The sequence below is a fragment of the Iodobacter arcticus genome (assembly GCF_042664895.1).
GTDB lineage: Bacteria > Pseudomonadota > Gammaproteobacteria > Burkholderiales > Chitinibacteraceae > Iodobacter > Iodobacter arcticus.
This window is the reverse complement of record NZ_JBHTBQ010000003.1, coordinates 26,268-40,451: the sequence shown is the minus strand read 5'-3', so window position 1 is coordinate 40,451 and position 14,184 is coordinate 26,268. Positions and strand designations below refer to the sequence as shown.

Genomic DNA, 14,184 nt, shown 5'->3' with positions numbered 1-14,184 from the left:
ATGGGCATGATCCACCTCCGCAAAATAGAACGTTCGTTCACTTTACGCCGCGCGAATGGCTAAATCAAGGGTTCCTGAGCAAGAGACATAATCAGGTAAATTAATACAAAGCGTAAGGATAACTCAGTACTTATCTTAAAGCATTATACTTTAAGCAACATTCAATCTTACTAAGATCACAAGCAACTAAGTGCTTAGGTATACATTAAGCAGCACTTGCCGCTCACCCCGAACGGCGGATGTTGGTTTAATTATGCAGGACAACTTAGATCAATAAAGCCGACGGCAGGCTTGGTATAAACATTTGAATTTGACGGAGAAACGCAGCAGCAAAAGCCATGCTAAAGCATTGCTCAATCCTATCAACTTAGCTTTTACCTTGGCGTGAATCTGCATTTCTTAGGGTGTACGACCACGTAGTCGGAGCGCAGAGAACGGTGCGCAAGAAGAACAACTTGCACACCCTACGCAAAACCAGACTTGGTCCTGTTTTTGGCCTTAAGTTGATAGGATTGGCTAATTGCTCCCCTCACAAATGCTTCCCTGCCTCTCTGCGACTTAATGCCGATAATTGATCGCTCATTTCTACCAAGAAAACACGAATGGCGGCAGGGTCGTGCCATGCGTATTCCCTCAGCGCCCATCCTATGGCTTTCCTAATAAAAAACTCGGTTTCGGGCGCAAGTTGCTTGGCGTAGTTTTGTAAGCGGGCAAGGTCGGTTTCGCCCTTCCAGCCCAGCTGATGCAACATGGCAATGCGTCTGATCCAGAAATCGGGGTGGAGTAGCGCGGCATCCATTTGGCTTTGCTGGGCTTTATCTGCTTTGGCTATCGCGCCTATCACTTTCACCAAGCCATCTACCGTATCCCACCAAGATTTCTGCTGAGCTAGGCCGAGTAAGATGGGGATGTCTGTGCCTGTTAAGACTTTGACATGCCTTGCCAGCAAATCGATGGCGATATATTGGTATTCGCGCTGCGGCAAATTCCACAGGCCTTGTGCCTCTGCGATTAAAGCCTCGGCACTGGCAGGCTTTAGTTCTTTGATCAATGACATGGTCGCGGCACGCCGGGCAGGGGCGGCTACGCCTAAAAATTCAAACTGATCACGCTGATAGGCACGCATGGCTATCGCCGCAGAATCATCAGCAATGGCTTGCATGGCGCTACGGATATGCTCTTGAAAGGAAGTCATTTGGCCTCTTAAATTATTTTTCAGGTCTGGTTTATATACTTGCCAAATCCCCCTGGCCCATATGTATCTTCATAAAATTGATGCACTTGTTCTCCCTTTTGAAAAAGGGGAGCTAAAGGGGATGAGGCATTGCATATCTTTACAAAAAGGCAGCAAACAAAGCTGATTCAAAAGCAAATCCCCCTCAATCCCCCTTTTACAAAGGGGGAAGCTACAACACTGAAGTGCCACCTAAAATTATGTAGATACTTATGCCCCCAGCCCCTTTTTTCAAAATGGGAAGCTGCAGCACTGAAGTGCCACCTAAAATTGTGTAGATACTTATACCCCCAGCCCCTTTTTCAAAAGGGGGCTGAAATCAATATTATTTGTTCTAGGGCCCGGTTTTACCCCCCTTTGAAAAAAAGCGAGGGATGAAATCAATTGTTGTAGTGGTCAAGTTGATAGGGCTGGGTTTTATCCCCCAAACTGCGAAAAAATAAAGGGTGAAATCAATCTTATCCCCTAATAAGGCTAGGTTTTACCCCCTTTTTCAAAAGGGCGATGAAATCAATCTTATTTGTTCTAGGGTCCGGTTTTACCCTCCTTTGAAAAAGGGGGGCCAGGGGGGATTTGTCTTTCAACCACATCAAAAATCACCTGCATAACTTCGTCAAATTCTTGTAAAACTTGTCTGTTATCAAATCGCAATACCAATAGGCCCATTGCCGCCAGCCCCTGATCTCTTTTCTTATCATTTACCTGATGCACAGCTTCAAAGTGCTGAGATCCGTCCAGCTCAATCACCAGACTGGCTGCTGCACAATAAAAATCAACAATAAAACTCGCCAAAGGCTTCTGCCGATAAAACTGCACACCCAACACCTGTTTGCGGCGTAGCCTTGACCAAAGCAATTGTTCCGCATTGGTCATCTGCTTGCGCAAATCTTGGGAAAAAGGTTTCAGGCCAGATTTGTATGGTTGCAAAATCCCCCCTAGCCCCCTTTTTCAAAGGGGGAGATGAAATCATTCTTAATGATATTTAAGTTAACCAAGTCGAGCTTGGCCTTTTTAAAAATAAAAGAAGCAAATCAATTTAGCCTATTCATGGCACTCGCTTTTACCCCCCTTTGAAAAAGGGGGGCCAGGGGGGATTTGCCTTTCAACTGTCGTTATATGGCCCAAAGATATTACTCAGCGTCATCACCAAGTCAGGCTGAACCTTTATAATCCCACCACCACTCATCCCCCGCCCCCTTCTGGAACTCTATGAATCTTCACCCCCTAAATCTGTTTGAGATGCCATTAGCTGGGCCACACATGATCGAGGCCAGCGCGGGGACGGGGAAGACTTGGACGATTACGGGTTTATATACAAGGCTGGTGATTGAGCACGGCTTAAAAGTGCCAGAGATTCTGGTAGTGACCTTTACCGAGGCCGCCACCGCCGAGCTGCGCGATCGCATCCGTGGGCGCCTTGCCGAGGTGTTGGAATCTTTCGAAGGGGAAGAGGCGCTCGATCCGTTTTGTGAGCAGTTACTGATTCAGCACGCCGATCGGCGGCAAGAGGTGATGCGCCGTTTGCAGCGCGCCATTGCCAGCTTGGACGAGGCGGCGATTCATACCATTCACGCATTTTGCCAGCGGGTGCTTATCCAGTCTGCGTTTGAAAGCGGCGCTGATTTTGGTATGGAAATCCTCAGCGATACCGGCCCGGTGCTGGATGAAATTGCCGCAGATTTCTGGCGCGAGCAGGTCTACCCCGCCGATGCGATTTACACCGAATACTTACTCAAAAGCAAAGCCAGCCCAGAGGAATGGCTGCGCGTAGTCTACGGCCATTTAGGCCAGCCGCTGCTGCATACCGTGGAGCTGGGTATGGCGGCCGATACTGCAGAATTAAGCGCCGCCCTGCCCGCTGCTTTTGAGAACTACCGCCAGCTTTGGAACGAGCATTCAGCTGTCATTAAAGAAATGCTGCTAGGGCAGTCGCTCTGCAAAGCCTTAAAGCAAACTAGCTATAAGCCTGAGCAATTAGAAAAAGTCTTTTTACTGATTGATGACCATATCGCAGGCAATGGCGGCTGGCAGGATATCGACAGCAAGGAGCTGATTAAGCTCAGCAGCAGTAAGCTAATCAGCGGCACCGCCAAGGGAAAAACGCCACCCGAGCATGCTTTTTTTGATGCAGTGGAATTGCTGGCCAGCTTAATTAATGACCTGAGCAGCGCTTGCCAGCTACGGCAAAAACAAGGCCTGGCCGAGCTGCGCCGCCGCTGCGATATCGAGTTACCCGAGCGCCTAGCCCGCCGTCAGCAATTATCCTTTAACGATCTTTTGCTGCGCGTGTGGCAAGGCCTGACTGCGGAAGGCGGCGAGCGCTTAGCCATAGCCATGCGCCGCCGCTATAAAGCCGCGCTGATTGATGAGTTTCAGGATACCGACGGTATTCAGTACGATATTTTCTCGCGCGTGTTTGCCGATGGCAGCACGCCGCTGTTTTTGGTTGGCGACCCCAAGCAGGCAATTTATAGCTTTCGCGGCGCGGATATTCACGCCTATCACCAAGCCGAAGCCTTGGTCGATGCCAAGGAAAGCTTGGACACCAATCAGCGCTCGGTGCCCGCTTTAGTCACAGCGGTAAATACCCTGTTTGAGCGGCCTAGCGAGGCTTTTGTTGACCCGCATGTCAGCTTTAGCGCGGTAAAAGCGGCGAGTAAACCTCGACCAGAATTAATTGTTGATGGCGAAAATGACGCTACTGATGAGGAGAGGAAGAGCGCCCCTTTTCGCTTCCAATTTTTGCCCGAGCCTGAAGGCGTATCGGATAAAGGCGTGCAAATCAGCTGGCCCAAAGAAACCGCCAATCATCTGGCAGCCCAAATCACCGCGCAAGAAATCGAAAGGCTGCTGCGCTTGGCAGGGGAAGGCAAAGCCAAGCTAGCAGATAAGCCACTCTCTGGCGGCGATATGGCCGTGCTGGTTCCCGATCGTTTTCGGGCTAAAGCCATGCAGGATGCGCTCACCCAGCTAGGCGTGCCGAGCGTGCTGCGGGTGAGGGATAGCGTTTGGGAATCGCAAGAGGCCGTCGAGCTTTATACCGTGCTTGCCGCCATTAGCGAGCCAGCCAAGCAAGGGCTTGTACGCGCCGCGCTGATTAGCACCCTACTCGGCAACAATGCCGCTACCCTGCTGCGCCTAGAAATCAACGGCTGGGACCAGATTGCGGACGCCTTTGCCCACTGGAAAAAACTCTGGCAAACGCAGGGTTTGATCCCGATGTTTAGAGAATGGCTGGAATACCAAGGCTTGGATGGGCGCAATGTGGCGCAACGCTTACTTTCTTTGAGTGATGGCGAGCGGCGGCTGACTAATCTATTACAGCTGGCCGAGCTATTACAAGCGCACAAAGCCACCGGCCTAGAGCAGCACTTGGCGTGGTTTAGCCGCCAAAATAAAAACGCCGGGGACGAAGCCCTATTGCGCCTAGAAAGCGATGAGGACCGCGTGCGCATCGTTACCCTGCACGCCAGCAAGGGCCTTGAATACCCCATCGTATTCTGCCCGTTCTTATGGGATGGCCGCCTGCTGGGCAAGCACACCGAAGCGGTGCGTTTTCATCAGGATGACAAAGCGTGGCTGGATTTAGGCAGCGATGATTTTGATGAGCATAAAGACAGCGCCAAACGGGAAGCCTTTGAAGAAAAGCTGCGCCTGCTTTACGTGGGCCTGACCCGCGCGAGAAACCGCTGCTATATCGTTTGGGGCAATATCGGCCTAAAAGATGGCCGAGGCTATGCAATTAGCGACGGCCTATCGCAATCGGCCATGGCCTGGCTGCTACATCCCCTCGCTGGTGAGCATAGCGATGTATTAGAAGCGCAAAAAGAACATCTAAAAGCTTACGATCATGAAACCTTGCTGGGTGAAATTACGGCGATGTGCCTGCAGCAGCCAGAAGTCTTTGCCCTGCACGATGCCCCCAGCGCTAGCGGGCCCGGCCTTAAAATTGCCCCTTCCGAGCCGCTAGTATTTAAGCCCTACCTTGGCAAAAAACTCTACCCCACATGGCGGGTCGCCAGCTTTTCTGGCATGACCGCGCATAATCATTCCGAAGGGCCAGATAGGGATAGCGCAAGTAGTGCGCCGGAAGCCGATTCATCCACAGCGCCAGAAGGCCGATCGGTATTTAGCTTCCCCGAAAGAGAAGCCGCCGCCACCGTGGCCGGTACTTGCCTGCACGCTATTTTAGAAGAATGGGATTGGCAAGATGCAGATACGCTGCTCGCCACCACCGGCAAAGCCCTAGAGCACCACGGTATTCCAGAGCATTGGCTAGAAATCGTCAGCCAAATGGTGCAAGACACCGTTTCTGCACGGCTCGATGGTAAGGCGCTGACCTTAGCCAGCATCCCGCCCAAAAACCGCGTGGCAGAAATGGAATTCACCTATAGCGTAAGCCACTGCCAGCCCGAACGCCTGATTGCAGCGCTGCAACATCCATCACTGCCTATCGAGTTTCGCGCCGCCGCCAGCACACTAGATTTCTTTCATATCAACGGCTTTTTAAGAGGCTTTATCGATCTAGTGTTTGAATACGAAAACAGCTATTTCGTGCTGGATTACAAAAGCAATTGGTTAGGTAATAGCGTGGCCGACTACGCCCCCGCTAAACTCATCCCCGCCATGGCCCAGCACCACTATTACTTGCAATACCTGATCTACAGCGCCGCAGTGCGCCGATTTCTGCGCCAGCGCTTACCCAACTTTACTGACGATCAATTCGGCGGTGTGTACTACTTATTTATGCGCGGGCTAGGAAAGCAAGACGGACAAAACGGCGTGTACTTCAGCAGACCAAGTATGGAATTGCTGGATGATATTGAAGTGGCGTTGATGGGGAATGCTGTGAAAACCTAATATCGTCGCCACAGAGAAAACCCAAATCTTAAACCACGGAGGAAAAGGAGAACACGGAGGGCCACGGAGAAAAACATGAGGAATAAGGTTTTCTCCGTGAAACTCCGTGTTCTCCGTGCTCTCTGTGTTTCAAGATTTGGGTTTTATAGCTACCCCGCGTGGGCACAAAAACCTGCCCACCCTACAATTTTTTTAAAGACCCCATGATTTCATTCAACCGCCCTATCGTGATGCTGGATTTTGAAACCACCGGCATCAGCCATTCTGATCGAATCACCGAAGTGGCTGCGCTGCGGATTGTTGACGGGCAGATTACTGATCGCTTTGTATCCTTGGTCAATTGCGGCGTGCGTATTCCCTCCTTTATTACCCAGCTCACCGGCATCAGCCAAGCCATGGTCAACAAGGCTCCGCCTGCCAGCGAGGTGGTTCCGGCGCTGATCGAATTTATCGGCAGCGATCCGCTGTCGGCGCACAACGCCAGCTTTGACGCGAAGTTTCTATTGGCCGAAAGCCAGCGCGTCCATCTATTGCCGCAATACCAAGGCCTGCACTGCACGCTCAAACTATCGCGCCGCTTATTCCCCGGCATGAGTAATTACAAACTCGCCACTTTGGCCGCAAGTTTAGGCATACGCTTTCAAGGCTCCGCCCACAGGGCCGAAGCCGATGCAGAAGTCTCGGCCCATTTGCTGATCCATATTGCCCAGCACTTAGCAAAAACCTGCCAAATGCAGCAGATTGATTTAGCACTGCTGGAAAAGATCAGCAAAACAGTCGCCGCCAAAGTACCTGATTTTTTAAATAAACAGAAAAAAGCCTAATCTCGTCGCCACAGAGAACATAGTGAAAGACAAAACCCAAATCTTGAACCACGGAGGAAAAGGAGAACACGGAGGGCCACGAAGAAAACTCCTCACGCTTTTCTCCGTGAAACTCCGTGTCCTCTGTGCTCTCTGTGGTTAAAGATTTAGGTTTTTTGCAGTTTTTTTATCCGTTTTGCTTCAAGAGCCCCCCATGCCAGACTTTGCCTTTGAATTAAGCCGTAGTTTTGAGCGCCTTTGCGGGCCGCAATCGGATGAGCTGAATGCCACCCTCGCCAAGCTCTGCGCGGCGCTGGCGGCGGGGCATAGTTGTATTAAAACTGCGCCATTCAGCAGCCCCTTAATCGGCAGGCCGGGCGAGTTTAAGCCGCTTACACAGGATAAAGACCGGCTCTATCTCACCCGCTATTGGTGGTATGAATCGCAGCTGGCCAAGCGCCTGCGGCAATTGGCAGGCGAGCGATGCGATGTGGATTTGGCTAAGCTTGCCACGCTGCTGGATGAGCTATTTGCTGCATCCAGCATTCAACCTGATTTGCAAAAAGTAGCGGCAGCGGCAGCAGTGATGCAAAAGCTGACAGTGATTTCCGGCGGGCCTGGCACGGGTAAAACCACCACCGTGCTGCGTATTCTGGCCGCTTTGCAAATCATGGAAGGCAACGCGCTAAGCATTAAAATGGCCGCGCCCACCGGTAAGGCTGCAGCCAGAATGAGTGAATCGGTGCGGGAAAGAAAATCGAGCCTTGCTGTCACGCCCGAAACGCTAGCTGTCATCCCAGAAACCGCTTCCACCCTGCACCGCTTACTGGGGCCGCGCCCTGATGGCAGTTTTAAGCATCATGCCGCTAATCCGCTGGCGCTAGATGTGCTGGTGGTCGATGAAGCTTCAATGATCGATCTGGCCTTAATGGCGCAGCTGGTAGAAGCCCTGCCCGCGCACGCTCGGCTGATTTTACTCGGGGACAAAGATCAGCTGGATGCGGTGGATGCCGGTGCGGTATTTGCCGAGCTGTGCAGCTTAAAATCGCCCAGCGCTGATTTTATTCAAGCGCTCAAAACCACTACAGGGGTGGAAATCGCCAGCAGCAAAGCGCCAGCCAGCAGCATGGGCAATGCCGTAATGACACTAGAGCATAGCCACCGCTTTGCCGCAGGCGGTGGCATTGGCAAGCTGGCAAGCTTGGTGAATTCGGGCGATGCCAAGGGCGCATTGGCGCTACTGCAGCCGGATGATTTATTTGCCGAGGCAGAAGCAGAATTAGGCTGGCAGCCCAATAGTAAAACACTACTCACCCGTTGCGATCTTGGCTACGCGGCTTACTGGCAGGCCGTGCTGGCTGGCGACGTGGACGCCGCTTTTGCTGCCTTCGATACCTTCCGCGTGCTAACTGCCTTACGTGAAGGCCATGCGGGGGTGATGGGGGTGAATCAGCAGTTAGAAGCACACTGGCAAGCCAAAAAATTCATCCCCGAGAATAGCCTCTGGTACGCAGGCCGCCCCATTTTAATCACGCAAAATGATTATGGCGTGCAGCTCTATAACGGCGATATCGGCCTAACGTTTATTGACAACGGCGCACCCCGCGTGGCTTTTAAAGGCGAAGGCAACACCCTGCGCTGGTTCAGCCCCGCCCGCCTGCCCGCCCACGAGACTGCACTGGCCCTCACGGTGCACAAAAGCCAAGGCTCGGAATTTGACGAGGTGATCTTATTGCTGCCAGACCAGCCGCATGAGCTACTCAGCCGTAGCCTGATCTACACCGGCCTCACCCGCGCCAAGAAAAAAGTAGAGATTTGGGGAAGTAATGAAGTGCTGAGCAAAGCCATTGCTAAGCAATCTATTCGGCAAAGCGGGCTGGCGGTGGCGTTGAGGTAGGGCCAAATCCAATCCTATCAACTTAAAGGAATTTGTAGGTTGGGTTAGCCGTCTGCATGCGAGGTTTACCTCGTTCAGCGATATATTGCGTAACCCAACATTCTTTTGCACCTAAATGTTGGGTTACGCTGGTTTATCCGCCCCAATAGGCGAATAAACCAGCTAACCCAACCTACAAAAGCATTATGCCTCGCAGGTTTTCCTTAAGTTGATAGGATTTGCCTTGGCTTTGTTTGGCGCTTTTTTGTAAAGATATGCAGGAAGAGGTTTTGTTTTTAACGCCTCCCGAGCAATAGTTTGTTGCGGTGCGTAACGCCTACGGCGTTTTGCACCCTATGAAATTACAACACCGATTTCACCTTACTCCGGCATTCCATCCACAAAGCACAGCAACTCACCCGGCTGCATTTTGGTCCATGTTTCATTGTCGGTTAGCGGCTGGGTGGCGATGACAGCGACCCGGTCGTTTTGTGTGGTAACTTGCGAAAAATCGACACTCACATCGGTGTCATTCAAATGCGCCAGCGTAAATGGCGCTTTGCGTACCAGGTAGTGCAAATCGGTGCTGCAATGGGCAAATAAAGCTCTGCCATCAGAAAGTAAGAAATTAAATGTGCCAACCGCCATCAGGGGCGTTGCCAACTCCGCCAGTGCTTGTTTCAACACCGGCAAGGGTGGGCAGCTTGCAAAGCGCTGGGCAAGCTCGGATAAAATCCAGCAAAACGCGTGCTCGCTATCGGTGCTGCCAACAGGCAGAAAACGGCTGCCAGCTAGATCTGGCCGCTCTGGCAGATTGCCATTATGCGCAAAAATCCAGTAACGCCCCCATAGCTCGCGGCGAAACGGGTGGGTATTGGCAAGGCTGATCTGCCCTTGCGTGGCCTTGCGAATATGGGCAATCACATTGGTCGATTTAATCGGATAGGCGCGTACCAGATCGGCAATCGGCGAGCTGGCCGATGGCAGATAATCCAGAAACATCCGGCAACCATCACCTTCAAAAAAAGCGATTCCCCAACCATCTGCATGATGGTCAGTCAAGCCACCACGACGGCGAAAGCCTTCGAAAGAAAACATAATATCGGTCGGCACATTGCAATTCATACCGAGTAGCTGGCACATGGGGTAATCCTTTATTCACTAGTACATTGCAGCACATTTACTCGCCTCACAAACACCTTAAACCTGTAGACACAGAGATCAGTGAGAACATGGAGCACACGGAGAAACCCTTAAATAATCAACTGATTAACAAGATTATTCAGTTAACCTTGATAGAGAACTAAACCTTGAACCACAGAGTAAAACGAGGACACAGAGACCACAGAGAAAACCATAGAATCTATCGTTTCCTTTGTGAAACTCTGTGGTTCAAGGTTTTGCTCCCTAAGCTTAAAGCTGAAGCAGTTTTAAGCTTAGGGATAATCAGGTTTTTCTCTATGTGCTCCGTGTGCTCTTTCGGCTCTGTGTCTACAGATCTTTTTGTAGTGAGAGCACTTCTAAACCTCTTAAAACAAAAAACGCCCAAGCGGGCGTTTTTCAAGGATAGAGATTAAAGCTTAATCTATCGTGCTTGAGCCCGCGCCGTGGCTAAAGCCACAATCCACCATCACCACTTCACCCGTCATACCAGTTGAAAGCGACGATAAGAGGAAAGCGGTTACATTGCCGACTTCTTCTTGCGTAACATTGCGCTTCAGCGGTGTGCCTTCGGCTGCTTTTTTCAGTAATGTGCTGAAATTAGCAATACCGGCAGCAGCCAGTGTTTTGATCGGGCCAGCAGAAACCGCATTCACACGAATGGCGCGATCCGGGCCAAGCGCAGCGGCCATATAACGAACATTGGCTTCTAGCGATGCCTTAGCCAAACCCATTACATTGTAGTTAGGAATCGCACGCTCTGCGCCAAGGTAAGTCATGGTAACCAGAGAAGCGCCTTCGCTCAGCATTGGGCGAGCGGCTTTGGCCAGCGCCGCAAAGCTGTAAGAGCTGATGTCATGCGCAATCTGGAATGATTCGCGCGTTACGGCATCAAGGTAATCACCTTTCAGGGCTTCGCGCGGCGCAAAACCAATCGAGTGAACCAAGCCATCGAGCTTATCCCAGTGCTTGCCAAGCTCTACAAATACTTCGGCAATCTGCTCATCGCTTGCTACATCACAGGGCAGAACCAAATCAGTATCGAAATCTTTCGCCAGATCGATAACGCGCTGGCGTAAGTTTTCACTTACATAAGTGAAGGCCAAGATTGCACCTTCACGTTTGGCAGCCTGAGCAATGCCGTAGGCAATAGAGCGGTCTGATAAAAGACCGGTGATCAAGATTTTTTTGCCGGCGAGAAAGCCCATACAAACACCTTTAATATATGTAATTAAGACATAGAGGCCGGATTATAAACGAATCTGCGCCTAGATACGCCAAACTTGTCAATGACAACGATCAATACCTTCTCTTCCCTGCCAATAGGCGGCGTATTGCCCGCCTAAGCATAAGAGAAGCGCTTATTTATACAGCATAGGGCAAATCAAGGATTTCGAGTTTAGGTCCGTCTACCGTGCCCAGATGTAAACCTAGCTCTAAGCTGGCAATTTGGGCAACCACCAGAATTTCCCAGCGGCCTTGATCTGCGGGAGCGGCTAGCATCACCTTACCGCTCGCTTGGCCATTCATTTCACTACTAAATACTTCCTGCCCTGCCTCGGCATGCTCAGTTGCAATACTGGCACGATACATGCGGCGCTTAAGCTTACCCAGATATTGGGTACGCGCCACAATCTCCTGGCCCGGATAGCAGCCCTTGGTAAAGCTCACGCCACCAATCAGCTCCATATTGGCCATTTGCGCGACAAAAGCATCGCTGGTTGCCGCTGTAATCCACGGGCTACCCGCACGAATATCGCTTAAACGCCAAAGTGATTCAGCCACCGGCAATACACCGCTTGCGGCTAATTGCTGCCAAAGCGCCAAAGCCGCATCGCTGGTAATGGCTAATTGGTAACGCTTGCCCGGCAATGCAATCACCGTGCAGTGCTCTTTATGCAGCGTTGCAAAATCGCCTTCTGGTAAATCGCCCAACACTGCTGATAATTTTTCAGCGGCTAAGGGGCCGGCTACACCTAATAAACAAAGCTCGCTACTGGCATCACGCGCCTTGGTTTTAGAGCGCATCACAAACATAGAAAGGCGCTTTTGGATGGCCTCTTGTAGCTCGGCGGCGATTTGCAAGCAGTAATCGTCCCCTTGGCGAAACACCAGAAAACTCGCCAGCATCCGGCCCTTAGGCGTGGAATAGCTGGAGTATTGCGCGGTATTTTCGCCTAAAGCACGAATATCGCTAGAAAGCTGGCCTTGCAAAAAAGGCTCGGTTTCTTCCCCGCTAAAAGCAATAATGCCAAAATCAGCCAACGGGCTCATTACAGCGGCGGTGGCGAATGCTTGCATCTCGCTTGCGCCATCACCCAATTCGCCCTGCGCCAAAAGATCTGTCCAAGCCATGATGTGCCCTGCTGTCTGCTAGTAAAACGCCCATTATAATGACTTTCAGTATTAGCAAGGGCATCAGCTCAGCTGCACAGGCCGCCAAGCTCAAGCAAATAAAGCAAGAAATCATACGATTTATAGCTAGCCCAGTGCTTTTTAAAGCAAATGGCCGCCAAAATACATAAAAAATACGGCCACTGCATTCAAAGCAACTGGCCGTATGGAGTCGAGCACACGGACTAGCAAGTGCTCACAAACATATCGTGCATGGAGTGCGCCTGGCACACCCCATCCGTGCACGTTTCTGTCTTATCAAAAAAGCATCATTTACAACGGCGTTTCAATCATTTCAGTAGGGCTAGGTAGTGCTCCCCCTCTGGCTGCGCTGCCTGAGCTTAAAGTCGGGCTTGTTAAATTGCCGCCTATTCTGATTTGATTAGAAATCACCAACACACCCGCTTTCAGACGGGCCGAAACCGCGCCGTTTAAAGTGCTGCCCCCCGTTTGCACCGCGCCCTGCGCGTTAAATTTGCCCGCTTCCAGCACCATGCTTTGCAGCTGTACAGAGCGATCGCGCATCACCATCTTGCCCTTTAAGGTATCAAAGCGCGTTTGCCCGCCCCGGCCCGCTGGTGTTTCGCCAGCGCGTAGCTGAGCCACTAAATCCAAATTATGCACAGCACCTTCCCGCACTAAAAACTGAGCATCAATTGCTGGATGTGCAAATAATTTTAAGTAGTCTGCTGCGCGATAATTAAACTGCGCCTCTGCATCCATGCGGCCAGAAACAAACGTGGCAGGGCTGAAGATTTTGCTCAGTGGCTCGGTATGAACCCCTTTAGCCACCAGTTGCCCTTGTAAATTCCATTCGGTTTGCTTGGTCAGCTGAGCCTTACCACTTAAAACCCCGCCATATGATTCACCGCGAATATCATCAATCACCAAACCCTCTGGTGAGCCTTCTCCGCTCATATATAACCTTTCGAAAACGATGGGGTAGCCTAGCGGCAACTCCCAGCTGGTGGCTTGCACGGTTAGCCCTACATTATCGCCCTTGGGCTTAAGATGAACTTCAATATGCCCCTGCTTATCCGCCAGCTGCAAATCGGCCATTGCGCCATTTTGGGCAAATTTCATGACCCCATCGATCGGCCCCAGCTCGCCCTGCTCCAGAATTACACTGGCTTTTGTCAGCACAACATCGCCCAAAGTAATGCGATCTTGCTCAAGGGCAGCAAAGCGTTTGGGTAGAGAAAAAGCCAAGGCGGGGCTTAAATGCACGCCTTCAACCTCAACATTTTTTAAGCTTTTGCCATACTTAAACAGATTAAAAAAGTTTAAAGGAATACGAATTTGTTCGATTTTTCCTGCGCCTTCATCAATTTTTATGCCATTTAGCGCAAAAAAAGGCAAAGGTTGGTAGGTAAATTCGATGTTTTCTAGCTGAACTTTCGCCTGTAATAGCGTTGAAAGACGCTTTTCCAGCTGAGGTTTGTAGCTATTTAGCGGCAAGATCAGCGGTAGACTTACAATTAATACAAAGAATAAAAGCAAACAAAACAACAGTGTTCTTGTTTTTTTCATCATAACGTCTCGAATAATTCATACTTTGTGTTGACAGAAAGAGGATCGGATTCTACCATACGGGCCTTCATCGATTCCCTGATAGCTCAGTTGGTAGAGCGACGGACTGTTAATCCGCAGGTCCCTGGTTCGAGTCCAGGTCGGGGAGCCAAGCAATCTTACGATACTAGGCTTCGATGATAAAGTAGGTAGTTTTGTTATTCCCTGATAGCTCAGTTGGTAGAGCGACGGACTGTTAATCCGCAGGTCCCTGGTTCGAGTCCAGGTCGGGGAGCCAATATTTAAAGGTGCTGCTGAAAAGCAGCTTCTTTTTTCTGGGGGACGCA

Annotated in this window: 9 protein-coding genes and 2 tRNA genes; 5 read left to right on the top strand and 6 right to left on the bottom strand. The window is 50.8% G+C overall.

What is annotated here, in order from left to right; translation table 11 throughout:
- Positions 1-529 precede the first annotated feature (529 nt).
- Together ACFQNF_RS01585 and ACFQNF_RS01580 are read right to left on the bottom strand one after the other, a co-directional pair.
- Positions 530-1,195, bottom strand: coding sequence for a DNA alkylation repair protein (locus tag ACFQNF_RS01585; RefSeq protein WP_380185637.1), 666 nt, complete (start codon positions 1,193-1,195; stop codon positions 530-532).
- A 564-nt stretch (positions 1,196-1,759) separates the two neighbouring features.
- A complete protein-coding gene (locus ACFQNF_RS01580) occupies positions 1,760-2,161 on the bottom strand; it encodes an endonuclease domain-containing protein (protein ID WP_380185635.1) in 402 nt (133 codons plus the stop codon).
- Between the two features lie 282 nt (positions 2,162-2,443).
- On the opposite strand from ACFQNF_RS01580, the gene recB reads away from it, so the two are divergent.
- The 3 genes from recB (at position 2,444) to recD (ending at position 8,794) form a co-directional block, all read left to right on the top strand.
- Positions 2,444-6,094 (top strand): exodeoxyribonuclease V subunit beta, encoded by a 3,651-nt coding sequence (gene recB / locus ACFQNF_RS01575; RefSeq protein WP_380185633.1) that lies wholly within the window; start codon positions 2,444-2,446, stop codon positions 6,092-6,094.
- A 203-nt stretch (positions 6,095-6,297) separates the two neighbouring features.
- Entirely contained in the window at positions 6,298-6,918 is a 621-nt protein-coding gene (locus tag ACFQNF_RS01570; RefSeq protein WP_380185632.1) for a 3'-5' exonuclease, read from the top strand.
- A 193-nt stretch (positions 6,919-7,111) separates the two neighbouring features.
- On the top strand, positions 7,112-8,794 hold the full coding sequence (gene recD / locus ACFQNF_RS01565) for an exodeoxyribonuclease V subunit alpha (protein ID WP_380185630.1): 1,683 nt from the start codon (positions 7,112-7,114) through the stop codon (positions 8,792-8,794).
- Between the two features lie 360 nt (positions 8,795-9,154).
- On the opposite strand, the gene ACFQNF_RS01560 is transcribed toward recD, so the two are convergent.
- The 4 genes from ACFQNF_RS01560 to ACFQNF_RS01545 form a co-directional block, all read right to left on the bottom strand.
- Positions 9,155-9,916 carry a class II glutamine amidotransferase gene (locus ACFQNF_RS01560; RefSeq protein ID WP_380185628.1) on the bottom strand — a complete coding sequence of 254 codons (762 nt, stop codon included), beginning with the start codon at positions 9,914-9,916 and terminating at the stop codon, positions 9,155-9,157.
- A 437-nt stretch (positions 9,917-10,353) separates the two neighbouring features.
- Entirely contained in the window at positions 10,354-11,142 is a 789-nt protein-coding gene (locus ACFQNF_RS01555) for an enoyl-ACP reductase FabI (RefSeq protein WP_380185627.1), read from the bottom strand.
- 157 nt (positions 11,143-11,299) lie between these two features.
- The gene (gene ygfZ, locus ACFQNF_RS01550; protein WP_380185626.1) at positions 11,300-12,289 is read right to left on the bottom strand and encodes a CAF17-like 4Fe-4S cluster assembly/insertion protein YgfZ; all 990 of its coding nucleotides are present in this window, start codon (positions 12,287-12,289) and stop codon (positions 11,300-11,302) included.
- A 312-nt stretch (positions 12,290-12,601) separates the two neighbouring features.
- Positions 12,602-13,861 (bottom strand): AsmA family protein, encoded by a 1,260-nt coding sequence (locus ACFQNF_RS01545; protein ID WP_380185625.1) that lies wholly within the window; start codon positions 13,859-13,861, stop codon positions 12,602-12,604.
- A 72-nt stretch (positions 13,862-13,933) separates the two neighbouring features.
- On the opposite strand from ACFQNF_RS01545, the gene ACFQNF_RS01540 reads away from it, so the two are divergent.
- Together ACFQNF_RS01540 and ACFQNF_RS01535 are read left to right on the top strand one after the other, a co-directional pair.
- Positions 13,934-14,009: transfer RNA gene (locus ACFQNF_RS01540), tRNA-Asn, on the top strand.
- Between the two features lie 50 nt (positions 14,010-14,059).
- Positions 14,060-14,135: transfer RNA gene (locus ACFQNF_RS01535), tRNA-Asn, on the top strand.
- The last annotated feature ends 49 nt before the right edge of the window (positions 14,136-14,184 follow it).

Bases quoted from the DNA above. Each gene is read 5' to 3' on its own strand.
- ACFQNF_RS01585 (WP_380185637.1), bottom strand. From the start codon at position 1,195: ATGACTTCCTTTCAAGAGCATATCCGTAGCGCCATGCAAGCCATTGCT.
- recB (WP_380185633.1), top strand. From the start codon at position 2,444: ATGAATCTTCACCCCCTAAATCTGTTTGAGATGCCATTAGCTGGGCCA.
- ACFQNF_RS01570 (WP_380185632.1), top strand. From the start codon at position 6,298: ATGATTTCATTCAACCGCCCTATCGTGATGCTGGATTTTGAAACCACC.
- recD (WP_380185630.1), top strand. From the start codon at position 7,112: ATGCCAGACTTTGCCTTTGAATTAAGCCGTAGTTTTGAGCGCCTTTGC.
- ACFQNF_RS01560 (WP_380185628.1), bottom strand. From the start codon at position 9,916: ATGTGCCAGCTACTCGGTATGAATTGCAATGTGCCGACCGATATTATG.
- ACFQNF_RS01555 (WP_380185627.1), bottom strand. From the start codon at position 11,142: ATGGGCTTTCTCGCCGGCAAAAAAATCTTGATCACCGGTCTTTTATCA.
- ygfZ (WP_380185626.1), bottom strand. From the start codon at position 12,289: ATGGCTTGGACAGATCTTTTGGCGCAGGGCGAATTGGGTGATGGCGCA.
- ACFQNF_RS01545 (WP_380185625.1), bottom strand. From the start codon at position 13,861: ATGATGAAAAAAACAAGAACACTGTTGTTTTGTTTGCTTTTATTCTTT.